This is a genomic window from Microbacterium luteum, from assembly GCF_015277875.1.
In the GTDB taxonomy this organism is placed as follows: Bacteria; Actinomycetota; Actinomycetes; order Actinomycetales; family Microbacteriaceae; genus Microbacterium; species Microbacterium luteum.
The window spans coordinates 2,909,265-2,933,770 of the sequence record NZ_CP063814.1 but is presented as its reverse complement, the minus strand read 5'-3'; the positions used below and the strand labels follow the sequence as shown (position 1 = coordinate 2,933,770).

16 protein-coding genes are annotated in these 24,506 nt (G+C 70.4%); 7 read left to right on the top strand and 9 right to left on the bottom strand.

The features are described 5' to 3' along the window. Positions 1–25: 25 nt before the first annotated feature. Both IM777_RS14310 and IM777_RS14305 read right to left on the bottom strand, forming a co-directional pair. Positions 26–1,801: an ABC transporter ATP-binding protein gene (locus tag IM777_RS14310; protein WP_194383832.1), complete on the bottom strand. Its 1,776-nt coding sequence runs from the start codon at positions 1,799–1,801 to the stop codon at positions 26–28. A 276-nt stretch (positions 1,802–2,077) separates the two neighbouring features. Continuing rightward, the gene (locus IM777_RS14305; RefSeq protein ID WP_228480832.1) at positions 2,078–3,139 is read right to left on the bottom strand and encodes a LacI family DNA-binding transcriptional regulator; all 1,062 of its coding nucleotides are present in this window, start codon (positions 3,137–3,139) and stop codon (positions 2,078–2,080) included. Positions 3,140–3,270: 131 nt separating this feature from the next. On the opposite strand from IM777_RS14305, the gene IM777_RS14300 reads away from it, so the two are divergent. Continuing rightward, positions 3,271–4,257, top strand: a complete 987-nt coding sequence (locus IM777_RS14300) for a serine hydrolase domain-containing protein (RefSeq protein WP_194383831.1) — start codon at positions 3,271–3,273, stop codon at positions 4,255–4,257. Positions 4,258–4,285: 28 nt separating this feature from the next. Here IM777_RS14300 and pgm read toward each other — a convergent pair whose 3' ends face one another. Beyond that, entirely contained in the window at positions 4,286–5,929 is a 1,644-nt protein-coding gene (gene pgm / locus IM777_RS14295; protein ID WP_194383830.1) for a phosphoglucomutase (alpha-D-glucose-1,6-bisphosphate-dependent), read from the bottom strand. A 143-nt stretch (positions 5,930–6,072) separates the two neighbouring features. On the opposite strand from pgm, the gene pheA reads away from it, so the two are divergent. Next, complete coding sequence (gene pheA / locus IM777_RS14290) at positions 6,073–7,038, top strand: prephenate dehydratase (RefSeq protein WP_071045932.1); 966 nt, start codon at positions 6,073–6,075, stop codon at positions 7,036–7,038. Positions 7,039–7,042: 4 nt separating this feature from the next. Here pheA and IM777_RS14285 read toward each other — a convergent pair whose 3' ends face one another. Both IM777_RS14285 and IM777_RS14280 read right to left on the bottom strand, forming a co-directional pair. Beyond that, positions 7,043–7,561 (bottom strand): GNAT family N-acetyltransferase, encoded by a 519-nt coding sequence (locus tag IM777_RS14285; protein WP_194383829.1) that lies wholly within the window; start codon positions 7,559–7,561, stop codon positions 7,043–7,045. Further along, positions 7,554–8,114 carry a hypothetical protein gene (locus tag IM777_RS14280; protein WP_194383828.1) on the bottom strand — a complete coding sequence of 187 codons (561 nt, stop codon included), beginning with the start codon at positions 8,112–8,114 and terminating at the stop codon, positions 7,554–7,556. Before IM777_RS14280 ends, IM777_RS14285 begins: the two co-directional genes overlap by 8 nt. A gap of 229 nt (positions 8,115–8,343) precedes the next feature. On the opposite strand from IM777_RS14280, the gene IM777_RS14275 reads away from it, so the two are divergent. Beyond that, a complete protein-coding gene (locus IM777_RS14275) occupies positions 8,344–8,922 on the top strand; it encodes a 2-phosphosulfolactate phosphatase (RefSeq protein ID WP_228480831.1) in 579 nt (192 codons plus the stop codon). On the opposite strand, the gene IM777_RS14270 is transcribed toward IM777_RS14275, so the two are convergent. From IM777_RS14270 to IM777_RS14260, 3 genes are all read right to left on the bottom strand, one after another. After that, positions 8,882–9,370, bottom strand: a complete 489-nt coding sequence (locus tag IM777_RS14270) for a SprT-like domain-containing protein (RefSeq protein WP_194383826.1) — start codon at positions 9,368–9,370, stop codon at positions 8,882–8,884. The two genes, IM777_RS14275 and IM777_RS14270, sit on opposite strands and share 41 nt — an antisense overlap. A 37-nt stretch (positions 9,371–9,407) precedes the next feature. Next, the gene (locus IM777_RS14265; RefSeq protein WP_194383825.1) at positions 9,408–9,935 is read right to left on the bottom strand and encodes a hypothetical protein; all 528 of its coding nucleotides are present in this window, start codon (positions 9,933–9,935) and stop codon (positions 9,408–9,410) included. 293 nt (positions 9,936–10,228) lie between these two features. Continuing rightward, positions 10,229–11,092 carry a spermidine synthase gene (locus IM777_RS14260; protein WP_194383824.1) on the bottom strand — a complete coding sequence of 288 codons (864 nt, stop codon included), beginning with the start codon at positions 11,090–11,092 and terminating at the stop codon, positions 10,229–10,231. A gap of 52 nt (positions 11,093–11,144) precedes the next feature. On the opposite strand from IM777_RS14260, the gene IM777_RS14255 reads away from it, so the two are divergent. Continuing rightward, positions 11,145–11,900, top strand: a complete 756-nt coding sequence (locus IM777_RS14255; protein WP_194383823.1) for a 5-oxoprolinase subunit PxpA — start codon at positions 11,145–11,147, stop codon at positions 11,898–11,900. After that, positions 11,897–14,143 (top strand): 5-oxoprolinase/urea amidolyase family protein, encoded by a 2,247-nt coding sequence (locus IM777_RS17280; RefSeq protein ID WP_272872939.1) that lies wholly within the window; start codon positions 11,897–11,899, stop codon positions 14,141–14,143. Before IM777_RS14255 ends, IM777_RS17280 begins: the two co-directional genes overlap by 4 nt. A gap of 7 nt (positions 14,144–14,150) precedes the next feature. Here the strand turns inward: IM777_RS17280 and IM777_RS14240 are convergent, their stop codons facing one another. Next, positions 14,151–16,772, bottom strand: coding sequence for a DUF4062 domain-containing protein (locus tag IM777_RS14240; RefSeq protein WP_194383822.1), 2,622 nt, complete (start codon positions 16,770–16,772; stop codon positions 14,151–14,153). 248 nt (positions 16,773–17,020) lie between these two features. Between IM777_RS14240 and rpoB the strand changes: the two genes are divergently transcribed. Both rpoB and rpoC read left to right on the top strand, forming a co-directional pair. After that, entirely contained in the window at positions 17,021–20,512 is a 3,492-nt protein-coding gene (gene rpoB / locus IM777_RS14235) for a DNA-directed RNA polymerase subunit beta (protein WP_194383821.1), read from the top strand. An 80-nt stretch (positions 20,513–20,592) separates the two neighbouring features. Then, complete coding sequence (rpoC, locus tag IM777_RS14230) at positions 20,593–24,465, top strand: DNA-directed RNA polymerase subunit beta' (RefSeq protein WP_194383820.1); 3,873 nt, start codon at positions 20,593–20,595, stop codon at positions 24,463–24,465. Positions 24,466–24,506: the final 41 nt, after the last annotated feature.

Genomic DNA, 24,506 nt, shown 5'->3' with positions numbered 1-24,506 from the left:
GACTCCTCCTCGAGTCGGTGTCGGTTCAGATCGACCCGGCCTGCGTGAGGTGCAGGTCGGCGTAGCGGCCCTCGAGATCGAGCAGCTCGGCGTGATTGCCCTGCTCGACGATGCGTCCGCGTTCGAGCACGACGATGCGGTCCGCCTGGCGGATGGTCGACAGCCGGTGGGCCACGATGAGGGTGGTGCGCCCGGCCATGAGGCGACCGAGCGCCTCCTTCACCAGCTGCTCCGACTCGGGGTCCAGCGCGCTCGTGGCTTCGTCCAGGAGCAGGATGCGCGGGTCGCGGATGAGCGCCCGGGCGATCGCGAGGCGCTGACGCTGGCCGCCCGACAGGCGCGCACCGCGCTCGCCCACGAGGGTGTCCAAGCCGTGCGTCTGCGCCTGCACGAACTCCAGGGCGTTCGCGTCGGCGAGCGCCTGCAGGATCAGCTCTTCGGAGACGTCGTCGAGGCCGTATCCGATGTTCTCGCGGATCGTCCCCTCGAACAGCACCGATTCCTGCGGCACCACCGATACGAACCGGCGCGCGGTGCGCAGGTCGAGCTCCTGCATGTCCACGCCGTCGAGCAGGATGCGCCCACCCGTGGGGCGCAGGAAGCCCAGCACGAGGTTCAGCATCGTCGACTTGCCTGATCCGCTGGATCCGACGAAGGCGACGGTCTGCCCCGCGGGGATGCCCAGGTCGACCTCGTGCAGGGAGTCCTCGTCGGCGCCGGGGTAGCGGTGCGACACCTGCGCCAGGGTGATCTCGCCGCGGACGGCGTCGACGGGGCGCTTGCCCTCGTTCATCTCGAGGTCGGGCTCCTGCATGACCTCGGCGATCGATCGCACCGATTCCAGCCCGCGGGCGCCCACCGGGATCAGCATGAGCAGCTGGGTCAGCCCCTGGGTCAGGAGCGTGAAGTAGGTCGACAGCAGCACCACCTCACCGGGGGTGATCGGGAGGAACCCGGTCAGGGCGAAGACTGCCGCCAGCACGAGGCAGCCGACTCCGAGGAGCTGCATCGCCACCCACGAGATCGAGGCGACGTGTCCGTTGAGCATGTCGAGGTTGAGGCCGGCGCGCCGCACGCCGTCTGCGCCGGTCGCCACGCGCGTGACGGCGGTGCGCTCGAGGCCGTGCGCGCGGGTCACCGGCATGAGCGAGGCCATTTCGCCCACGCGCGCCGAGAGCACCTCCACCTCGCGTCGGAACAGCTCGTTGCGGCTGCGCGAGCGCTTGCGCAGGCCGTAGCGGATGCCGATCGCGATCGGCACGGCGAGTGCGTACACGGGAAGAAACTGCGGCACCGCGATCGCGGTCATCGCGAGGGCCCCGATCATGACCATCGTCGCCGACAGCAGCGGGTGGGTCACCTGCTGCAGCATCAGCTCGACGTTCTCGACGTCGCGCACCACCTTGGTCTGCACGATCGAGGAGCTGACGCGGGAGTGGTATCCGATCGACAGACTCTGCAGGCGCTGCGCGAGAGCGTTGCGCAGATCGGCGCCGGTGTCGCGCACCACGGTCATGAACTGCCGCGTGTAGAGGATGTGGTTGGGGTAGTTCTGAGCGAGGAGCACCACCGCCAGCAGGAACCACCACAACACGGCGGAGACGTCGCCGCCGTCGGCGACGATGTCGATGATCGCGGCGGTGATCACCGGCAGGAACCACAGCGGGATCTCCTTGAGGGCGAACGCGAGAACCGCCACGAGCATCCGCCACGGGCGTCGCAGCAGCAGCCGGAGCACCGACCGGGTCGGGCGCTGGCCGTCGATGGCGTCCGACAGGTCGGGAAGCGTTTTCCGAGACATCGTGTCCATGGTAGCGCCGATGCTGCGCGCCGTCACCGGCGGATGCGCCGCGGTCGCTGTTGCTCCGCGGTCGCTGTTGCTCCGCGGTCGCTGTTGCTCCGCGGTCGCTGTTGCTCCGCGGTCGCTGTTGCTCCGCGGTCGCTGTTGCTCCGCGGTCGCTGTTGCTCCGCGGTCGCTTTTTGCGGGTGCGTGGCCTCGTCACCCGCACGAAGTGACTGCGGAGCAGGGTGGCGGGTGCGGCCGTCGACGCGGCGCGCTGGGAGATTCCCGGGAGCGTCAGCCTGCCGTGACGAGCGCCCCGGTCGTCGACGCGCGCACGACGAGCTCGGGTTCGAACAGCACCGTCGCACCGTCGCGCTCGTCGCCGGCGATGCGGGCGATGAGCAGCTCCGCGGCGCGACGCCCCATCTCGCGCGCCGGCTGACGCACCGAGGTGAGGGGCACCGCCGCGACGGAGGCGAACTCGATGTCGTCGTAGCCGACGACGGCGATGTCCTCGGGCACCCGCACACCCGATGCGATGAGCCCGAACACGATGCCGCACGCGAGGTGGTCGTTGGCGGCGACGATCCCGTCGGGGCGGCGATCGGTGGGCGCGGCGGCGATGCGCTCGCCGAGTTCCCGGCCGAGCTGCGCCGTCGTGCGCGCCGACCAGACGACCTCGAGTGTCGCGTCGGGATGCGCGGCGACCGCCGCTCTCGCCCCCTCGAGGCGCTCGCGCACCTGTCGCACCTCCTCGCGCGCGCCGACGAAGGCGAGTCGGCGGCGGCCGGATTCCAGCAGGTGATCGGCCGAGAGTCGGCCGCCGGCGACGTCGTCGAAGGAGACGGCGGGCAGCGCGCCCTCGTCGTCGACCGCATCCACCAGCACGACCGGGATGCCCCGCGCGCGCAGGTGCGAGATCGACTCGCCCGGAGCGCCGTAGGGGGAGACCAGCACGCCCTCGACCTGCACGCGCTCGAACAGGCGCAGGTGCTCGCGCTCCTTCTCGGCGTCGTCGTCGTCGTTGCCGACGAGGATGCGATACCCCGATGCGGCGGCGGCCTCCTCGGCACCGGCGACCATCGCGGCGAAGAACGGGTTGGCGATGTTGATCACCGTCATGCCGAGCATCCCGCTGCGCCCGGCGCGCAGCTGCTGAGCGGCCTGGAGCGGCACGTAGCCGAGGTCGTCCGCCGCCTGGCGCACGCGTGCGACCAGCTCGTCGCGCACCCGCTCCGGGCGGTTCAGGGCGTTCGAGACGGTGCTGATCGACACGCCCGCGCGCTCGGCGACATCGCGGATGCCCACTCGCTTCATCGCGTCCTCGTGATTCCGCCGGGCTCGTTCGTCCGGCATCCCCATGGTAGGCGTTTTCCAGAAAAACGTTTCGCATCTGTCCGCCGGTCGGAGAATCGCGTCGATGTCGGAGGATTCGGCCGGTATTCTCCGACCGACGCGCGATTCTCCGACGATCAGGAACGGACACCATGACCGAGACGTACTCCGCCGCCTTCGACTGGGCCCGCCGACAGGTCGACACCGGGGCGCTGCCCACCGCGGTGCTCGGGGTCGCCGACCGGTCCGGCATCGTCGCCCTCGACGCCTTCGGCGCCACCGACGGGCGCCCGGCACGTGTCGACGACCACTACTTCCTGTGGTCGATCACGAAGGTGCTCGTCGGACTCACCGCGGCGCGAGCGGTCGAGCGTGGCCTGCTCACCCCGCAGACCCCGCTGGCCGAGGCGCTGCCGTCCTTCGGGCAGGGACGAGAGGATGCGGTGCTCCTGCGTCACCTCGTCTCGCACACCGCCGGCATCCCCGAGCCGGCGCTCGACGTGCGCGGTGGCCTCCGCGACGCCCTCCTGGCGCCGGGGCGGGACTTCGCCGCCGGCACGGCGTCACGCTATTCGTCCGTCGCCTTCGACGGTGTCGCCGCGATGATCGAGCACGCCGCCGGCGCGCCGTGGGAGGCGCTGCTGGGGGAGTGGGCCTCGGCGGTCGGCGCCGACGGGGTGACCCTCGACACGGACTGCGAACCGCACGCGGTGCCGGATGCCGCCGAGAAGGGCGTGGACATGGCGGCCTTCGCGGCCCTCCGTCACCCCGGCGCCGGCGCCATGGCCCGCGCCGGCGACCTGCTCGCGATCGGATCGTCCCTGCTGCGTCAGGGCGAGGGGATCGTCTCGCCGGTCACCCTCGACATGATGCGCCGGCCGATCACCGGCGCCATCCCGCGCCTCGAGCCGTATCCCGTCGAGCGCGGCCAGGACTGGGGCTTCACGTGGAATCTCCGCACCCGCGCGCCGGGCCTGCTGGACCGCGACGTCTACGGGCACGGCGGATGGGCGGGCACCGAATTCTGGATGCATCCGACCCTCGGCGTCGCCTACGTGCTGCTCACCAACCGTGCCGAGCGCCCCACGGTCGACACCGACCGTCTCGACAACGCCGTCGCCGCAGCCGCATCCCGCTGACACCGAGCCGATCTGTGGCGACGACGCGTCAGGCGTCGCCGAGCGCCGCGGTGATCACCGTGCGCGCCTCATCCTGCACCTGTCGCAGGTGCTCCTCGCCACGGAGCGACTCGGCGTAGAGCTTGTAGACGTCTTCGGTGCCCGACGGGCGGGCGGCGAACCACGCGCTGCCGGTCTGCACCTTCAGGCCGCCGATCGCCGCACCGTTGCCCGGGGCGTGCGAGAGCTTGGCCGTGATCGGCTCGCCGGCGAGCTCCGTGGCGGTCACCGACTCGGGCGCGAGCTTGCCGAGGGCGGCCTTCTGCTCGGGCGTGGCCGGCGCGTCCACGCGCTGATAGACGGATGCGCCGTACTCGGCCTCCAGCTCCGCGTACCGCTGCGACGGGGTCTTGCCCGTCACCGCCAGGATCTCCGCGGCGAGCAGGCACAGCAGGATGCCGTCCTTGTCGGTGGTCCACACCGTCCCGTCGGTGCGCAGGAACGAGGCGCCCGCGGACTCCTCGCCGCCGAACGCGACGGAGCCGTCGAGCAGTCCCGGCACGAACCACTTGAAACCGACCGGCACCTCGAGCAGGGTGCGTCCGAGAGCCGCGGCGACCTTGTCGATGATCATCGATGACACCAGCGTCTTGCCCACGGCGGCATCCGCGGGCCAGTCCGGCCGGTGGGAGTAGAGGTAGTCGATCGCGACGGCGAGGTAGTGGTTGGGGTTCATGAGCCCCGCGTCGGGGGTGACGATGCCGTGGCGGTCGGCATCGGCGTCGTTCCCGGTGAGGATGTCGTACTCGTCCCGGCGTGCGACGAGTGAGGCCATCGCCGACGGCGACGACGGGTCCATCCGGATCTTCTCGTCCCAGTCGAGCGTCATGAAGCGCCAGGTCGGATCGACGTCGGGGTTGACCACGGTCAGGTCGAGGCCGTAGACCTCGGCGATGAGGGCCCAGTAGTCCACGGATGCGCCGCCGAGCGGATCGGCGCCGATGCGCACTCCGGCGGAGCGGATGGCCTCGACGTCGATGATGCCGGCGAGGTCGCGCACGTACGCGTCGCGGAAGTCGTACTCGCCGATCGTGGACTCGTCGAGGTCCTTGAACGGCGTGCGGCGAACGCCGTCGAGGCCGGCGGCGATGAGGTCGTTCGCGCGGTTCGCGATCCATCCCGTCGCGTCGGTGTCGGCCGGGCCGCCGTGCGGCGGGTTGTACTTGAAGCCGCCGTCGCGGGGCGGGTTGTGGCTCGGGGTCACCACGATGCCGTCGGCCCGGGCGGGGTCGGATGCATCGCGCCCGGCGTTGTGCACGAGGATCGCGTGGCTGAGTGCCGGCGTGGGCACCCACGAGTCGCGGGAATCGCGTCGCACGTCGACGCCGTTGGCGACGAGCACTTCCACGGCGGTGCGCTCGGCGGGCAGCGACAGCCCGTGCGTGTCGCGGCCGAGGAACAGCGGACCGGCGATCCCCTGAGCCGTGCGGTAGTCGACGATCGCCTGCGTCGTGGCGAGGATGTGGTCCTCGTTGAAGCTGGTCGACAGCGACGATCCCCGGTGGCCGCTCGTGCCGAAGGCCACGCGCTGCGCGGGAACCGACGCGTCGGGTTTGCGGTCGTAGTAGGCGGCCAGCAGCTCGTCGATGTCGATGAGGTCAGAGGGTTCGGCGGGCGTTCCTGCGCGACTCATGGGTCCTAGTCTGCCCTGTCGGAGGCCGACGGGCACCCGCGAGGTCGCCGTGTGTTCCCTCGCGCCCGCGTCCGCGTGCGCTCGGGGCCCATCGCTACCGCGGGCGCTCGCCGGGCAGGCCGGAACATCTAGGCTGGGTGCCCGTGAGCACCGCGATCTCCGAAACCTCCGCCGAGCCCCGGCACTACAGCTACCTCGGGCCCGCCGGAACCTTCACCGAGGCCGCCCTGGCGCAGGTGCCCGAGGCCCGCGGTCAGCGGTGGCGATCGGTCCACAACGTCGGTGAGGCGCTCGCCGACGTCGTCGAGGGGCGCTCGCACGCGGCGATGATCGCGATCGAGAACTCCGTCGACGGCGGCGTCTCCACCGCCCAGGACGCCCTCGCCACCATCCCCGGACTCCGGATCATCGGCGAGTACCTCGTGCCGGTGGACTTCGTGCTCGTCGCGCGACCCGGAACCAGCCTCGAACACGTGAAGCTCGTCTCGGCGCACCCGGTCGCCTACGCGCAGTGCCTGCAGTGGCTCACGCGCACCCTTCCCGCACACGCTCACATCCCGGCCGCCAGCAATGTCGCCAGTGCCCTCGGCATCCTCGAGGGAACGAGCGACGCGGATGCGGCCATCGCCCCGCCCGGCATCCTCGACCACCACGAGCTCGACCTGCTCGCCGAGAAGATCGGCGACAACGAGAACGCCGTCACGCGCTTCGTGCTGGTCGGCCGCACCGTCGCACCGCCGCCCGCGACCGGCGCCGACAAGACCTCCCTCATCGTGGAGCTGCCCGACGACCACCCCGGGGCGCTGCTGGAGATGCTCGAGCAGTTCGCCACCCGCGGCATCAACCTGTCGCTGCTGGCCTCACGCCCGATCGGCGACTCGCTCGGCCGCTACCGGTTCGTCATCGATGCCGACGGGCACATCCAGGACGAGCGCATGGCCGACGCCCTCATGGGACTGCGACGCTTCAGCCCCAAGGTGATCTTCCTCGGCTCCTATCCGCGCGCGGACCGCTCGATCGTGCGGTACTCCAACCGCTACGCCGACGACGTCTTCGTCGAGGCCCGGGACTGGCTGCGGGGGCTGCTTTCGGGCGAGCCCGGCGTCTGACCGGTCAGGCGAGCGTGCCGCCGCGCACGAGGCGCACCTCGCGGATCGCGGCGCCGTCGACCGTGTGCGTCTTGACCGCGCCATCCGGATCGAACCCGTGCCGGCGGTAGAAGGCCCGGGCGCGAGGATTGTCCTCGAGCACCCACAGCGATGCCGGATCGTCGCCGAGGGCGGCATCCATGAGCATGTCGCTCGCGCCGGTGCCGTAGTCGGCCTCGAGCACGTACACGGCGTAGAGCTCGCGGCGCCCGGCGACCGCGTCGTCGTCGCGGCATCGGCCCGCCGAGGCGAATCCGATCACGTCGCCGGCGAGCTCGGCGACCCAGACGTCGCCGGCTTCCCCGTCGATCTCGCCGGCCAGGATGCGGCGCCAGGTCTCGGCGCGCGCGGCGACATCCATGCCGTCGAGCACCTCGTCGGGGATCCGGCCGGCATACGCCTCGCGCCAGCTCGTCACGTGCACCGCCGCGATGGCGGCGGCATCCGTCGACCGAGCGCGGCGCACGGTGTAGGCCTCAGTCAACACCCGCCCCCTCTGTCGGGTCGGTGGCGAGGTCGAGATCGTCGGCGGTGTCGGTCGTGTCGGCCGCCGGGTCGTGCGCCCACGACGACGCCAGCGCGCGGATGCGGGCCCCGCGCCACTGCCAGATGGCCCACAGTACCGGCCACAGCAGCGCCGCCCCGGGCCCGTCGAAGACGAGCCGGTCGCGCCACAGGGTGCGGGTGGGGTCGCCGGGGGCCGGCGAGACCGCCATCTGGTGGTCCCACACGTCGAGGAAGGCGAGCGGCCCCGTCAGCGGGATGCCGCTGTCGCGGAAGATGCGCACGGCGCCGCCCGGCTCATCCACGTGACGGTGGCTGACGTGGATGAGCTGGCGCCCCAGCGGCATCGGTCCGCTCTCGAGGCTCACCGGCACGTCGTCGCCCTCCTCCCACTGCGTCGGCAACCCGGACGGGACGACGGGCGACATCGACACCATCGGGCCGTACAGCTCCGCGACCGCGCGCGGCGAGTGCAGGGCGCGCCACGCGGCGTCGGGGTCGCAGTCGATGACGAGCTTCAGCAGAACGCGCATGCTCCATCGTGTCATCGTGCGACACCGCTGGCGCAAGGGCGGATGCATCCGCCCGCTCCGCCGCGCACCGCTTCGGTCGCCGGCGGATGTCGCCATTCGGCCGCGATGCGACATCCACCGGCAAGCGAACGCACCGGATGCGGCATCCGCTGCCAGGCGAATCGCGCGCACGTTTCGCGGTGTGACGCCCGGGCCGCGCACCCGGCGCGCTCGCCGTAGGCTTCTGCGGGTGAGTACGCCGTTCGACCAGCAGCGCTATCAGGTCCGTCACGAGTGGGGGAGTGCGGGATTCGCGCGCCTCGCTCCCGCCGACGTGGTGGTGGTCGTCTCCGTCCTGGGTGAGCACGACGCCGTCCCGATCGCGGATGCCGCTCTCGCGGCGGGGTCGATCGTCCTGCTGGGCGGGCTGCGCAACGCGACGGCTGTGGCATCGGCGATCGCCGACGAGCAGGCGCGCCGGGGAGCGCGCACGAGCGTCTCGATCGTCTCGGCGGGGGAGGAGACCCCGCACGGCGTGCGCTTCGCCGTCGAGGACCAGTTCGGCGCCGGCGCCGTCATCGACGCTCTGGGGAACCGGGGGATCGACCACACGTCGCCCGAGGCTGCCGCAGCCGCCGAGTCGTATCGCGGGCTGGCACGCGCCGTGCGACACCTGCTCACCGCCGGCGGGACCGGACAGCGTCTGGTCGCCGAGGGTCGTCGTGCCGACGTGCTGCGCGCCGCAGAACTCGACGCGAGCGACGACCCGGGCCGCTACGGGCCGTCGATCAGCGCGGCGTCATCGCCGCAAGCCGTGTCGCAGGGGTGATCTCCCGCCGGTTCCACGTCAGCAGGTGACGCTCGTCGAACCGCGGCGCGCATCGTGCGCATGAGGTCGGACGCGATGCCCGACGATGACGGTAGGCCACATGCCCGGCCGGACACACCCCGACCCAGGGGGCGAGTTCGACGGCGGTCTCGCCGCGATGGGTCGTGCCGCCGACGTAGCCGAGGCCGCGGGCGATCGACTTCCACCTCGGTCCGTGGCCGGCCGTCGCCCCCGCCAGGGCATGGGCGACCTCGTGCAGGAGCGTCTGATGGTTGGTGTCGTCGTCGTAGCGGGCCGACAGGTAGCGCGACACGGTGATGCGCCGCCGCGTGTAGTCGCACTGACCGGCGCGGCGCTTGGCGTTGTCGAAGCCGAACGTCCACGACGAGTCGAGGTGCGACGAGATCAACGCCTCCGCCCACTGGCGTACGCGATGCGGTTCTGACATGCCGGAAGAGTAGAACAGACCTACGACACTGCGGCGATCAGCTCGCGACCGCGGTCTGCGCGCGCCGGCGGTCGCAGAGATCGATCGCCAGCAGCACGGTCTGCAGCTGCGACTCCGGGGCGCCGGATTCCTGACGCAGGAAGAGCGCGCGCTTGAAGTCCTTGCGGGCCTCCTCGAACTCCGCGGCGTCGAAATTCACCTTGCCGCGATGCTGGAGGGCGAAGGCCGCGATCGCGGCCCATCCCTGCCCTTCGGCCTCTTCGGCGCACGTCGTGAGCTCCTGCTCGGCGGCGGCGTAGGCTCCGCGCGCCTGCACGACCGTGGCATGCAGGATGCGGGCGCGCAGGAGATCCTTGCGGGTGCCGGCCATCCGCGCGAAGCGCACGGCGTGCTCCGACAGGGTGAGGGCGTCGTCGGTCTCGCCGAGTACCTTCAGCAGCCACACGCGTTCGAGCATCGACACGAGGCTGCGCTGATCGCCGAGCTCGGCCAGGCGCTCCTTGCACTGGGCAGGGTCGACGATCTCCCGCAGCGTGTCGGGGTCGTATCCGTGGATGAAGCTCACCGTCGACTCCCTTCGCGTGCGGCTCGCCTCCTCAGTGTGCCCTCCCGCGCCGTCGGTTCCGGGTGGCCACGCCGACAGGCGGCATCCCGTGTGCGCGGATGCGTCGTTCCGTCTCGCTCCGCTCACTCCGCGCCGCCGCGTCCGAGCACCCCAGCGGCGTTCCGCAGTCCGAGCACCCCAGCGGCGTTCCGCAGTCCGACACCCCAGCGGCGTTCCGCAGTCAGGATGTGTGGGTGCGGCACCGGGGTCAGCGCGTGTTGTGACTGCGGAGCGTGGGGTGTCGGCGGAGCTGGTCAGCGCTCGAACAGCTTCGAAGACGGCTTCGGCGACGGCACGGCGTCGGCGTCGGTCGCGGGCCGCGCTCCGCGGACGAACTCCTCGATCTCGGCCCCCTCGGCGACCTTCGCCGGATGCGGTCCCGCCGCCATCAGGCGCGGCAGCCACGCCGTCGGCAGCGGCGACGCCGAGGCCGCGACGACGAGGTTGCCGAATCGTCGCCCCTTGAGGGTCTGCACCTCGGCGAGCACGATGACGTTCGCGAGCACTTCGCGCACCGTCGCGACCTGCCGACGCGCGAAGGCGAGTCCCGCGCCGTCGGCGACGTTGACCAGCAGCACGCCGTCGGGACCCAGAAGACGCGCGGCGGCGGCGTAGAACTCGACCGACGTCAGGTGCGCGGGAATCTGCGCGCCGGCGTAGACGTCAGCCACCAGCACGTCGACCTGGCCGACCAGTCCCGCGGGAAACCGGCCGAGCGCCTGGCGCGCATCCCCGATCCGCACGCGGATGGAGGCGCCGCGCGGCAGCGGCAGCCGCTCGCGTACGAGGGCGATCAGCTCGGGCTCGAGTTCGACGACCTGCTGGCGGGAGCCGGGCCGCGTCGCGTCGATGTAGCGGGGGAGGGTCATGGCGCCGGCGCCGAGGTGCACCGCGGTGAGCGGCTGCCCGGGCAGCTTCAGCCGGTCGATCACGGCGGCCATCCGCGCGACGTACTCGAAGTGCAGATGCGTCGGGTCGTCGAGGTCGACGTGCGACTGCGGGGTCCCGTCGACGACGAGTTCGTAGCCCGATGTATAGGGCGACGGTTCGACGGATGCGAGCGCCCCGTCGCCCAGGCGCACCGGCGGTTCGGTGTGCTCATTGCGCGCGCGGGCCATGTTCCCAGCTTGCCCGATGCCCGGCTGCGAGTGCCGCCGGTACCGTGAGGACATGTCCGCCATCGACCTGAACGCCGACCTCGGCGAGACCGTCGACGGGGTGCCGACCGCCGACGACGAAGCGATGTTCGCCGTCGTGTCCAGCGCCTCCGTCGCGTGCGGCGGCCACGCCGGCGATGCGGCATCCATGCACGAATCGGTCACCCGGGCGGCGCGGTACGGCGTCGCCGTTGGGGCGCATCCGTCTTACCCCGACCGCGCCGGTTTCGGCCGGTCAGCCCTGACGCTGACGGAGGTCGAGCTGCGCGCCACGCTCGACGAGCAGCTCGAGGCGCTCGCCGCGGCGGGCGGGGACATCCGCTACGTGAAGCCGCATGGCGCGCTCTACCACGCCGTCACCGCCGACGCTGCGACCGCCCGCGTCGTCGCCGCCGCCGTGCGGCGACTTGCCGATCGTCTCGGTCGCGAGCTGCCGCTCCTCGGTCTCGGCGGTGCCGGCAGCCGCGCCGCCGAGGAGGCCGGCCTGCCGTTCGTGCGCGAGGCGTTCCTCGATCGCGGCTACCTCGCGGACGGCGGCCTCGTGCCGCGCGGCGAGGCAGGCGCTCTCCTCGACGATCCTGATCTGGTCGCGCGCCGCGCGGTCCGCCTGGCGATCGACGGGGTCGTGGATGCCGTCGACGGCCACATGCTCGCCGTCGACGCGGCCTCGATGTGCCTGCACGGCGACAGCCCCGCCGCGGTGGCGATGGCGCGAGCGGTGCGCACGGCGCTCGATGCCGCCGGGGTGAACGTGAGGGCGCCGTGGTGAAGGGGGCATCGTCCGGTGAGTCGTGGCGCATCCTGCCGATGGGTGAGCGAGCGCTGCTGATCGAGGCCCCGGGGCTCTCCGAGGTGCTGGACCTGCACGCGGCGCTCGTCGCCGCGTCGCCGGATGGCGTGGTCGACGTGGTACCCGCCGCCCGCACGGTGCTCGTGCACGTGGACCCGGCGATCCTGTCTCTCGCGTCGGCGCGCGCGTGGATCGACCGTGCGCTGACGGGTGACGTGCGGCGCATCCCGTCGGAACGTGTCGAGGCGCAGACCGTCGAACTCGCCGTGCGGTACGACGGTGCCGACCTCGCTGACACCGCTGCGGTGCTCGGCATCTCGCCAGACGAGCTGGTGCGCCGCCACGCTGCCGCGACGTGGAGCGTGGCGTTCACCGGATTCGCGCCCGGCTTCGGCTATCTCGTGAGCGACGCGTGGTCGTTCGACGTGCCGCGTCTGGAGTCCCCGCGCACACGCGTTCCGGCCGGGTCGGTGGGCCTGGCCGCCGGCTTCACCGGCGCTTACCCGCGCGATACGCCAGGCGGATGGCGCCTCATCGGCACGACCGACGCGCCCCTCTTCGACCCGGCCGCGGCCCAGCCCGCCCTTCTCGCGCCGGGCACCCGCGTCCGTTTCGTCCCCGTCCCTTCCACCCCGCCGAAATCCCTTGCTTCCCCCGCCTCGGCTTCCCCCGCCTCCGCCTCTTCGACGGCGTCCCCGGCTTCTCCGGCCTCCGTCTCTTCGACGGCGTCCCCGGCTTCTCCGGACTCCGTCTCTCCGGCCTCCGTTTCGAGTCCTAATTCAGGCTGGGCGCCGCCGGCACCCGCCGAGAACCCCGGTTCACCACCGTCCGCCCCGACGCAGCCTGAGTCAGGGCACACGTCGGGCGGAAGCCCGGCCGCGGACGCCGTCCTGAGCGACGCCGCGGCCTCGGAGGCAGGTGCCGCCACGCAGCCGGGTGTCGCCACCGTTTCGAGCCGTAACTCAGGCTGGAAGACGTCGCCGCCCGCCGGAGACGCCGGAACGCGGCCGCCGGTGCCCGCTCAGCCTGAGTTGGGGCACACGACTCCCGGTGCCGAACCCGGTACCGGTACCCAATCCAGGGCCGGGACCGCGGCCGGTACCGAACACAGGACCGCACCCGGCGCCGGGACCGCACCCGGGGCCGGTGCCGAACCCGGTACCGGTACCCAATCCAGGGCCGGGACCGCACCCGGTACCGAACACAGGACCGCACCCGGCGCCGGGACCGCACCCGGGGCCGGTGCCGAACCCGGTACCGGTACCCAATCCAGGGCCGGGACCGCGGCCGGTACCGAACACAGGACCGAACCCGGTGCCGAAGCCGCGCCCGGAACCGCACCCGCCGGCGCCGGCCGGGGGATCGAGGTGATCGAGGCGGGGCTGCTCGCGACCGTTCAGGACCTCGGACGCCCGGGTCACGCGGCCCTCGGCGTTGCCCGCTCGGGTGCACTCGACCGGGCGGCGCTGCGCGCGGGCAACCGGCTCGTCGGCAATCCCGAGGGTGCCGCCGGCATCGAGATCACGATGGGCGGATTCCGGGCCCGTGCAGCGGCGCGGCTGTGGTTCGCGGTCACCGGCGCGTGGGGACCGGTGACGCTCGACGGGCGTCCGGTCGACCCCTACACGGCGCACGAATGGCCCGCCGGCGCCGAGCTGCACGTGGACTGGGCCGAGCACGGCGTCCGCGCGATGCTCGCGGTGCGCGGCGGCGTCGCGGGTCCGCGTGTGCTCGGATCCCGCAGCACCGACGTCATGGCGGGGCTCGGACCCGATCGTCTCGCGGCCGGCGCGCACGTCGAGGTGGGGCCCGATCCGGCCGCGCCGGTTCCCGTCGCGCCCACGGCCACGTGGGGCGCACCGCCCGACGAGATCGAGCTCCGTCTGGCTCCCGCGCCTCGGTCCGACTGGTTCGACGACGACGCACGCGTCGCCCTGTTCGACGGGGAGTGGACCGTCGCCGCCGACGCCGACCGGGTCGGCGTGCGACTGGACGGCCCCGTGCTGACGCGGCGCCGCGCCGGCGAGCTGCCGAGCGAGGGGATGGTGCCCGGTGCTCTCCAGGTGGCCCCGACCGGACGACCCACCGTGCTGCTGGCCGACGACCCGGTCACCGGCGGCTACCCGGTGATCGCGGTGGTGGCGGATGCCGATCTCGACCTGCTCGCACAGGCGCGCCCGGGCTCCCGGATCCGCTTCCGGCACGTGCGCCACGCGGGCTGACGCCGCGTCACCACACCGCGAGCGTGTCGGCGAGGATGGCCCGGTCCGAGGGTGGGAGAGCGCACGCGACCGCCTCGGCGAGACTCAACGACGCGCCGCGGTGCTCGCCCGCCGCGACCTCCTCCGGCGCTGCCGCGCGCGCCGCATCCAGCGACAGTGAATGCACGGTGAAGGCCTCGACGTCGAAGACGCCGATCCGGTGACGGATAGCGGCCGCGGCGGCCGAAAGCTCGCCGGCTCGTTCGGCGTCGCCACGTGCGGCCGCGATGGCGCAAAGGCCCTCGAGGCCGTAGGCGACGCCCTCTTCGTGATGCAGGCGCACAGCGTCGACCAGGGTGCGGCGGAACACCCCCTCGGCCTGGTCGGTCTCTCCCCGCACGAGCAGGAGCCGACCGATCTGATTTCCGGCGATTGACCCTGTGAAGCGGTCGCCGCCGCGCTCGGCGATGTCGGCGGCGCGCTCGAAATGGTCGATGGCCCCGTCGAGGGAATGTCGGAGCCATGCCACGCGGCCCAGGGATACCTGGCTGATCGCCTCGCCCCACCCGTTGCCGAGCTGCCGCAGGGATGCCACAGCCTCGGTCAGCTCCCGCTCGGCGGCATCGAGATCGGGGTCGGGCAGCTGCACGCGCGCCGTCGCTCGCGCAGCGACCGCCATCGCCGCTGCGTCCTCGTCGCCGCTTTCGGTGAACAGGCGCACGCATTCGGCGAGACCGGCGACGACCTCCGGTGCCGGGCGCTGCCACATCTCGCCCCAGAGCGCGAAGAACCAGGCCACCGCCCGGGTGTGCGGGCTGATCGGCTGCTGCTTGTCGAGGAGCTCGAGCATCCACATGCGCACGCCTGCGAACAACCCCATGATCCACCAGTAGATGAGCAGGCTCCAGGCGAGGTCGGCGGCGTCATCCAGTCGGTCGATGTAGACGAGGTGACGGACGGCCGCCCGCAGGTTCGACAGTTCGATGCCGAGAAGTCCCAGGGCTGCGGTCTGACCGGCTCCCCGCAGATCCGGCGCCACACGCGCGGCCAGGGCCACGTAGTGGTCGGCGTGACGCTCGCGCATCAGATCGGCGTCGCCGCGCTCCTTCAGTCGCGCGAGCGAGTACTCGCGCACGATGGACAGCAAGGACAGCACGACACGGCCGCCGATGGCGACGCGGCGCACCAGCGAGGCGTCGACGAGAGCGGCGATCGCGTCGATCTCCTCGCCCTCCCAGCTGCGCCCCGCCCCGATCGCCTCGACCGCTTCGATACCGAACCGCGGGCCGAAGACGCCGAGATCCTCCAGGAGAGCGCGCTGCGCAGGGGCGAGCAGGTCGACACTCCAGTCCAGCGTCGCGCGGAGGGTGCGGTGGCGGTCCGGCATGTCGCGCACCGTCGCGCTCAACACCGGCAGGCGTCGCTCGAGTCGTTGAGCCATGACCTGCGGCGTGAGCAGGCGCGCCTTGGCGGCGGCCAGCTCGATCGCCAGTGGCAGCCCGTCCAGACGGCGGCAGATGTCGATCACGGCGGCGGCGTTGTCCTCGGTCAGAGCGAAGCCCGGGTCGGCGGCGCGAGCGCGATCGACGAACAGCGCGCAGGCGTCGCACGTCTCCGCGCGGGACAGCGTGCTCACCGTGCCGGCGTCCGGGAACGGCAGCGAATCGACGTCGTAGACGCGCTCGCCCCGAATGCGCAGCACGACTCTGCTGGAGACCAGGAAGCGGGCGCTCGGGGCGGCCGCGGACAGTCTCACGAGCGCCGGAGCGGCATCGACGATCTGCTCGAAGTTGTCGAGCACGACGAGCACTCGTCTGGACTCCAGCGACCGCGAGATGCGATCCTCCAGCGGTGCCTCGCCGTTGTCGCGGATGCCCAGTGCGTAGCCGATCGTCGGCAGCAGCAGGGCTGGTTCCAGCACACCTTCGAGGGCGACGAAGTAGACGCCGTCGGGGAAGAGGTCTTCGCAGGCTCTGGCGGTCTCGGTCGCGAGGCGGCTCTTGCCGATCCCGCCCGGGCCGATCAGGCTGAGCACGCGGTCGGACCCCTCCGCGAGCAAGCAGCGCAACCGTGCGATGTCATCGTCCCGGCCGATCGTCGTCGTCGCGGGGGCGGGCACGCGCGAGAGCAGGGCCGCGGTGGCGGCCTCCGTGCCGGTACCCGCCTCCTGCGACTGCGCGAAGCGCTCGGCGAGCAGGGTGGCGAGGTCTGCCGCGATCTGCTCCTCGAGATCGGCTGGGTCGTCGAAGGGCAGGTAGGCGGCGGTGTTGTCGTCGCGGATGCGTTCCAGCAGGCGATTCAGGCGTTCGTCCCGGTGATCAGCGGATTTGACGTAGATCAGCTTGGGCAGAGTGGGCGGGGAGAGGTTGTACTCGTCTTCGAGTCCGGACACGTCCTCTCCCGGTGCCACCCAGCCGTAACTGGCGTGATAGATCCCGACGAAGACGTCGCTCTGGGCGAGATAGGAGCGATAAAGGGTGCGGGGTGGATGCGGTCGGGCGCCGAGCTCGAACATCACCGGCGCCAGGCGCAGACGCTCGATGGCTGCGCGGGCGGCACGGCGCTCGCCCTGCAGCTCGCGCAGGGTCGAACTCACGAACACCCGTATCCGCTGGTCAGGCGTGCGGATGACGGGCGAACCCCCAGTCATGAGCGGTTTATACCCCACCGGACGGGCCGGGTCAAGGATCGGCTGGACATGGCGCGTCGCGGGGCGTATAGTGAGTCTTTGCGCTTTGGATTCCCCCTGCCCTCATATGGTGGTCGGCGGTGTCCGTGTGCCCCCGCTTCACGAGATCGACACGAAGCGGCGTGCGGCTCGCGGACTTCGGGGACGACTGAGCACTCCACCTGACGACAAGGAAACAGGCCCCGCCCGGGCCCACGGAGGTAATCCCCTTGGCTGCTGCGAGCAACGCATCCACCACCACCCCCAAGAACGGACGCGGAGCTTCCCGTCTCTCGTTCGCCAAAGTCTCCGACACGCTGACGGTCCCCGACCTGCTGGCGCTGCAGACCGAGTCCTTCGACTGGCTGGTCGGCAACGAGGCGTGGCGCGACCGCCTCGCCGAGGCGCAGGCCGCGGGCCGCACCGACGTCGCCCTGCAGAGCGGTCTCGAGGAGATCTTCGAGGAGATCTCGCCGATCGAGGACCTCTCCGAGACGATGCAGCTGTCGTTCACGAACCCCTACCTCGAGCCCGAGAAGTACTCCATCGAGGAGTGCAAGGAGCGCGGCAAGACGTACGCTGCCCCGCTCTACGTCGAGGCCGAGTTCATGAACCACCAGACCGGTGAGATCAAGACCCAGACGGTCTTCATGGGCGACTTCCCGCTCCAGACCGACAAGGGCACGTTCATCATCAACGGCACCGAGCGCGTCGTCGTCTCGCAGCTGGTTCGCTCGCCGGGCGTCTACTTCGACAAGACCCCCGACAAGACCAGTGACAAGGACATCGTCTCGGCCCGCGTCATCCCGTCGCGCGGCGCCTGGCTCGAGTTCGAGATCGACAAGCGCGACCAGGTCGGCGTGCGCATCGACCGCAAGCGCAAGCAGTCGGTCACCGTCTTCCTGAAGGCCCTCGGCCTCACCAGCGAAGACATCCTGAACGAGTTCGCCGGCTTCACCTCGATCGAGGAGACGCTCGAGAAGGACACCATCCTCACCAAGGAGGATGCGCTCCGCGACATCTACCGCAAGCTCCGTCCGGGTGAGCAGGTCGCCGCCGAGGCCGCTCGTGCGCTGCTGGACAACTTCTACTTCAACCCGAAGCGGTACGACCTCGCCAAGGTGGGTCGCTACAAGATCAACCGCAAGCTGGGCCTCGAGGGCGAGCTGACCGACTCGGTGCTGACCGTCGACGACATCGTCGCGACGATCAAGTACCTGGTCCGCCTGCACCGCGGCGACACGACCTTCACCGGCACCCGCGCCGGCAACGAGGTCGAGATCCGCATGGACGTCGACGACATCGACAACTTCGGCAACCGCCGCATCCGCGCGGTCGGCGAGCTCATCCAGAACCAGGTCCGCACCGGTCTGTCCCGCATGGAGCGCGTCGTCCGCGAGCGAATGACCACGCAGGACATCGAGGCGATCACGCCGCAGACCCTGATCAACGTGCGCCCCGTCGTCGCCGCGATCAAGGAGTTCTTCGGCACCTCGCAGCTGTCGCAGTTCATGGATCAGAACAACCCGCTCGCGGGCCTGACCCACAAGCGCCGTCTGTCGGCCCTCGGCCCCGGCGGCCTCTCCCGTGAGCGCGCCGGCGTCGAGGTGCGCGACGTGCACCCCTCGCACTACGGCCGCATGTGCCCGATCGAGACGCCGGAAGGCCCGAACATCGGCCTCATCGGCTCGCTCGCCTCGTTCGCGCGCATCAACGCGTTCGGCTTCATCGAGACGCCGTACCGCAAGGTCGAGAACGGCCGCGTCACCGACGATATCCAGTACCTCACCGCCGCGGAGGAGGAAGACTTCATCGTCGCCCAGGCCAACGCGCCGCTGAAGTCCGACGGTCACTTCGAGGAGACCCGCGTCCTCGCCCGCTCGAAGGGCGGCGAGGTCGAGCTCGTGCCCGCCGAGGACATCGGCTACATGGATGTCTCGCCGCGCCAGATGGTGTCGGTCGCGACCTCGCTCATCCCGTTCCTCGAGCACGACGACGCCAACCGCGCCCTCATGGGTGCGAACATGCAGCGTCAGGCCGTGCCGCTGCTGCGCAGCGACTCGCCCCTGGTCGGCACCGGCATGGAGGGCTACGCCGCCGTCGACGCCGGAGACGTCATCACCGCGCAGAAGCCGGGTGTGGTCATGGAGGTCTCGGCCGACGTCGTGACCGTGCAGCTCGACGAGGGCGGCACGCAGGACTACTACCTGCGCAAGTTCGACCGCTCCAACCAGGGCACCAGCTACAACCAGCGCGTCGTCGTCTCCGCGGGTGACCGCATCGAGGCCGGCGAGGTCATCGCCGACGGTCCCGCGACCGAGAACGGCGAGCTGGCGCTCGGCAAGAACCTCCTCGTGGCGTTCATGACGTGGGAGGGTCACAACTTCGAGGATGCGATCATCCTCAGCCAGGACCTGGTGAAGGAAGACACCCTCTCCTCGATCCACATCGAGGAGTACGAGGTCGACGCCCGCGACACCAAGCTCGGCAAGGAGGAGATCACCCGTGACCTCCCCAACGTGAGCCCCGACCTGCTGAAGGACCTCGACGAGCGCGGCATCATCCGCATCGGCGCCGAGGTGCGTCCCGGCGACATCCTCGTCGGCAAGGTCACGCCCAAGGGTGAGACGGAGCTCTCGGCCGAGGAGCGCCTGCTCCGCGCGATCTTCAACGAGAAGAGCCGCGAGGTGCGCGACACGTCGCTGAAGGTTCCCCACGGTGAGCAGGGCACGATCATCGCCGTCAAGGAGTTCGACGCCGAGGAGGGCGACGACGAGCTGGGCTCGGGCGTCAACCGCCGCGTCGTGGTCTACATCGCCCAGAAGCGCAAGATCACCGAGGGCGACAAGCTCGCCGGCCGCCACGGCAACAAGGGCGTCATCGCGAAGATCCTCCCCGTCGAGGACATGCCGTTCCTGCCGGACGGCACCCCGGTGGACATCGTGCTGAACCCTCTCGGCATCCCCGGTCGAATGAACTTCGGCCAGGTGCTGGAACTGCACCTCGGATGGATCGCCAAGCAGGGCTGGAAGGTCGAGGGCACCCCCGAGTGGGCCGCCCAGCTGCCGGAGCAGGCCCGCGAGGCCGCCCCGGGCACGAAGGTCGCCACCCCGGTGTTCGACGGCGCCTTCGAGTCGGAGCTCGTCGGTCTGCTCGACTCGACGCTGCCCAACCGCGACGGCGACCGCATGATCGACTCCAGCGGAAAGACGCAGCTGTTCGACGGTCGCTCGGGCGAGCCGTTCCCGGCACCGATCTCCGTCGGCTACATGTACATCCTGAAGCTGCACCACCTCGTCGACGACAAGATCCACGCGCGTTCGACGGGTCCGTACTCGATGATCACCCAGCAGCCGCTCGGTGGCAAGGCGCAGTTCGGCGGTCAGCGCTTCGGTGAGATGGAGGTGTGGGCCCTCGAGGCCTACGGCGCCGCGTACGCGCTGCAGGAGCTCCTCACGATCAAGTCCGACGACATCCTCGGCCGCGTCAAGGTGTACGAGTCGATCGTCAAGGGCGAGAACATCCAGGAGCCCGGCATCCCCGAGTCCTTCAAGGTGCTCATGAAGGAGATGCAGTCGCTCTGCCTGAACGTCGAGGTGCTCTCGGCGGACGGCACGGCGGTCAACCTCCGTGACACCGATGACGACGCCTTCCGCGCAGCGGAGGAGCTCGGCATCAACATCTCCACCCGGTTCGAGTCTTCGTCGATCGACGAGATCTGACCCGCGGCATCCGACCCACTGATCTCGATACGCCGCGTCGCGGCTACTCGATCACCGGAATCTCACAGGAGTAAACACACGTGCTCGACGCAACAACTTTTGACGAGCTTCGCATCGGCCTGGCCACCGCCGACGACATCCGTCGCTGGTCCTACGGCGAGGTCAAGAAGCCCGAGACCATCAACTACCGCACCCTGAAGCCCGAGAAGGACGGTCTGTTCGGCGAGCAGATCTTCGGACCCAGCCGCGACTGGGAGTGCTCGTGCGGCAAGTACAAGCGCGTCCGCTTCAAGGGCATCGTCTGCGAGCGCTGCGGCGTGGAGGTCACCAAGTCCTCCGTGCGTCGCGAGCGGATGGGCCACATCGAACTGGCCGCCCCGGTCACTCACATCTGGTACTTCAAGGGCGTGCCCTCGCGCCTGGGCTACCTGCTCGACATGGCGCCGAAGGACCTCGAGAAGGTCATCTACTTCGCCGCCTACATGGTGATCTCGGTCGACGAGGAGGCGCGTCACCGCGACCTCCCCACGCATGAGAACAACCTCCGCCTGGAGATGAAGAACCTCGGCGACCGTCGGGATGCGCGCATCGCGACCCGGCTGCAGAAGCTGGAGGAGGAGCTCGCCTCGCTCGAGGAGGAGGGCGCCAAGGCCGACCAGAAGAAGAAGGTCAAGGACGCCGCCGAGAAGGAGATGACCTCGATCCGCAAGAACGCGGACGACTCCATCGCCAAGCTCGAGCGCGTGTGGGAGGAATTCCGCACGCTGGAGGTCGGCTCGCTCAAGGGCGAGGACGAGATCTTCCACGAGCTGCAGGACCGCTTCGGGCAGTACTTCGAGGCGCACATGGGTGCCGAGTCGATCCAGCGCCGCCTGTCGGCGTTCGACCTGCGTGCCGAGGCTGAGAGCCTGCACCTGCAGATCGCCGAGGGCAAGGGCCAGCGCAAGATCCGCGCGATCAAGCGCCTGAAGGTCGTCAACTCCTTCCTGCAGACGGGCATGAACCCGTCGGCGATGGTGCTGGATGTCGTCCCGGTCATCCCGCCGGAGCTCCGCCCGATGGTTCAGCTCGACGGCGGCCGCTTCGCGACCTCCGACCTGAACGACCTGTACCGCCGCGTGATCAACCGCAACAACCGCCTCCGTCGCCTGATCGACCTCGGTGCACCCGAGATCATCGTCAACAACGAGAAGCGGATGCTGCAGGAGGCCGTCGACGCGCTGTTCGACAACGGTCGTCGCGGCCGCCCCGTCACCGGCACCGGCAACCGCGCCCTGAAGTCCCTCAGCGACATGCTGAAGGGAAAGCAGGGGCGCTTCCGCCAGAATCTGCTCGGAAAGCGCGTGGACTACTCGGGCCGTTCGGTCATCGTCGTGGGGCCGCGCCTGCAGCTGCACCAGTGCGGTCTGCCCAAGCAGATGGCGCTGGAGCTGTTCAAGCCGTTCGTCATCAAGCGCCTGATCGACCTCGGTCACTCGCAGAACATCAAGGCCGCCAAGCGTGCCGTCGAGCGCTACCGCCCCGAGGTCTGGGACGTGCTCGAGGAGATCATCCGTGAGCGTCCGGTTCTGCTGAACCGTGCCCCCACGCTGCACCGCCTCGGCATCCAGGCCTTCGAGCCGCAGCTCGTCGAGGGCAAGGCCATCCAGCTCCACCCGCTCGTGTGCGCGGCGTTCAACGCCGACTTCGACGGCGACCAGATGGCCGTGCACCTGCCGCTGTCGGTCGAGGCGCAGGCCGAGGCCCGCGTGCTGATGCTCGCGTCGAACAACATCCTGAAGCCGTCGGACGGTCGCCCGGTGACCCTGCCCTCGCAGGACATGATCATCGGTCTGCACCACCTGACCACGGTCATCGAGGGTGCGACCGGCGAAGGCCGCGTCTTCGGCTCGGTCTCCGAGGCGATCATGGCCAAGGACGAGGGCACCCTCGACCTGCAGGCCAAGGTGCGCATCCGGGTTCCGGGGCTGACGTTCCTCGAGGGCGAAGCGCCCGAGGGCTACGACCGTCACGGGCTGCTGGATGCCTCGCTCGGCCAGGCGATCTTCAACGACGCCCTGCCCAAGGGCTACCCGTTCGTGCGCGAGCAGGCCGACAAGGGCAAGCTGTCGCAGATCGTGAACAAGCTCGCCGAGGAGTACCCCAAGGTGGAGGTCGCCGCGACCCTCGACCGCATCAAGGACGCCGGCTTCTACTGGGCCACGCGTTCGGGTGTGACGGTCGCGCTGAGCGACATCCTCACCCCGCCGGAGAAGCGCGAGATCGTCGCCAAGCACGAGAAGCAGGCCGCCAAGGCGCAGTCGCAGTTCGAGAAGGGCCTCATCACCGACGCCGAGCGTCGTCAGGAGCTCATCCAGATCTGGACCGAGGCGACCGACGAGGTGCAGAAGGCGATGCGCGCGCACTTCCCGGAGAGCAACACCATCAACCGCATGGTGTCCTCGGGTGCACGTGGTAACTGGCTGCAGATCCGCAATATCGCGGGTATGCGTGGCCTGGTGAACAACCCCAAGGGTGAGATCATCCCGCGCCCGATCATCTCCTCGTACCGCGAGGGCCTGTCGGTGGCGGAGTACTTCATCGCCACGCACGGTGCCCGCAAGGGCCTGGCCGACACCGCCCTCCGCACCGCGGACTCCGGTTACCTCACGCGTCGCCTCGTCGACGTCTCGCAGGATGTCATCATCCGCGAAGAGGACTGCGGCACGAACAAGGGTCTGGAGTTCGTCATCGCAGCCGCCGATTCCGACGGCGAGCTCGTGCGCGACCCGAACGTCGAGAACTCGGTGTTCGCCCGCACCCTGGCCGTCGACGCGGTCGATGCGAAGGGCGCGGTCGTGCTCGAGGCGGGTTCGGATGTCGGCGACCCCGAGATCAACCAGCTCATCGCGGCCGGTGTCGAGAGCATCAAGGTGCGCTCGGTGCTGACCTGCGATTCCGCGGTCGGTGTCTGCGCGCAGTGCTACGGCCGTTCGCTGGCCACCGGCTCGCTGGTGGACATCGGCGAGGCCGTCGGCATCATCGCGGCCCAGTCGATCGGTGAGCCCGGTACCCAGCTGACGATGCGCACCTTCCACACGGGTGGTTCGGCGTCGGCGGATGACATCACGCAGGGTCTGCCCCGCGTGCAGGAGCTGTTCGAGGCGCGTACCCCGAAGGGTGCCTCGCCGATCGCCGAGTCCGACGGACGCATCACGATCGACGAGACCGAGAAGAGCAAGAAGGTCATCCTCACGCCCGACAACGGCGACGAGCCGCACGTCTACCCGGTGCTCAAGCGCGCGACGCTGCTCGTCGAAGACGGCCAGCATGTCACCGTCGGTCAGCCCCTCCAGGTCGGCACGCTCGACCCGAAGGAGATCATGCGCGTGCAGGGTGCCCGCGAGGTGCAGAAGTACCTCGTCGGCGGCGTGCAGGGCGTGTACCGCTCGCAGGGTGTGCCGATCCACGACAAGCACATCGAGGTCATCGTGCGCCAGATGCTGCGGAAGGTCACCGTGGTCGACCACGGCGACACCCCGCTGCTGCCCGGTGAGATGGTCGACTTCAAGCGGTACCAGCAGATCAACCGTGAGGCCGTGACCCAGGGTCAGCGTCCCGCTTCGGGCCGCCCGGAGCTCATGGGTATCACCAAGGCGTCGCTCGCGACCGAGTCGTGGCTGTCGGCCGCGTCGTTCCAGGAGACGACGCGCGTGCTGACGCAGGCTGCGATGGAGGGCAAGAGCGACCCGCTGGTGGGCCTGAAGGAGAACGTGATCATCGGAAAGCTGATCCCGGCCGGCACGGGGCTCGCGAAGTACCGCAACGTGACGGTCGAGGCCACCGAAGAGGCGAAGAGCGAGCGGTACCCCAACCGTATCTTCGCGTCGGACGGTGCCTACAGCGACACCGACCTGAGCTACGTCGACTTCGACAGCTTCTCCACGGACGACTTCAGCGGCAACTACAACTGAGCTGAATCCACGAACGACGACGGGCCCCGGCAATGCCGGGG

Coding starts and splice junctions, on each gene's coding strand:
- IM777_RS14310 (WP_194383832.1), bottom strand. CDS start 1,801: ATGTCTCGGAAAACGCTTCCCGACCTGTCGGACGCCATCGACGGCCAG.
- IM777_RS14305 (WP_228480832.1), bottom strand. CDS start 3,139: ATGCCGGACGAACGAGCCCGGCGGAATCACGAGGACGCGATGAAGCGA.
- IM777_RS14300 (WP_194383831.1), top strand. CDS start 3,271: ATGACCGAGACGTACTCCGCCGCCTTCGACTGGGCCCGCCGACAGGTC.
- pgm (WP_194383830.1), bottom strand. CDS start 5,929: ATGAGTCGCGCAGGAACGCCCGCCGAACCCTCTGACCTCATCGACATC.
- IM777_RS14280 (WP_194383828.1), bottom strand. CDS start 8,114: ATGCGCGTTCTGCTGAAGCTCGTCATCGACTGCGACCCCGACGCCGCG.
- IM777_RS14270 (WP_194383826.1), bottom strand. CDS start 9,370: ATGTCAGAACCGCATCGCGTACGCCAGTGGGCGGAGGCGTTGATCTCG.
- IM777_RS14260 (WP_194383824.1), bottom strand. CDS start 11,092: ATGGCCCGCGCGCGCAATGAGCACACCGAACCGCCGGTGCGCCTGGGC.
- IM777_RS14255 (WP_194383823.1), top strand. CDS start 11,145: ATGTCCGCCATCGACCTGAACGCCGACCTCGGCGAGACCGTCGACGGG.
- IM777_RS14240 (WP_194383822.1), bottom strand. CDS start 16,772: ATGACTGGGGGTTCGCCCGTCATCCGCACGCCTGACCAGCGGATACGG.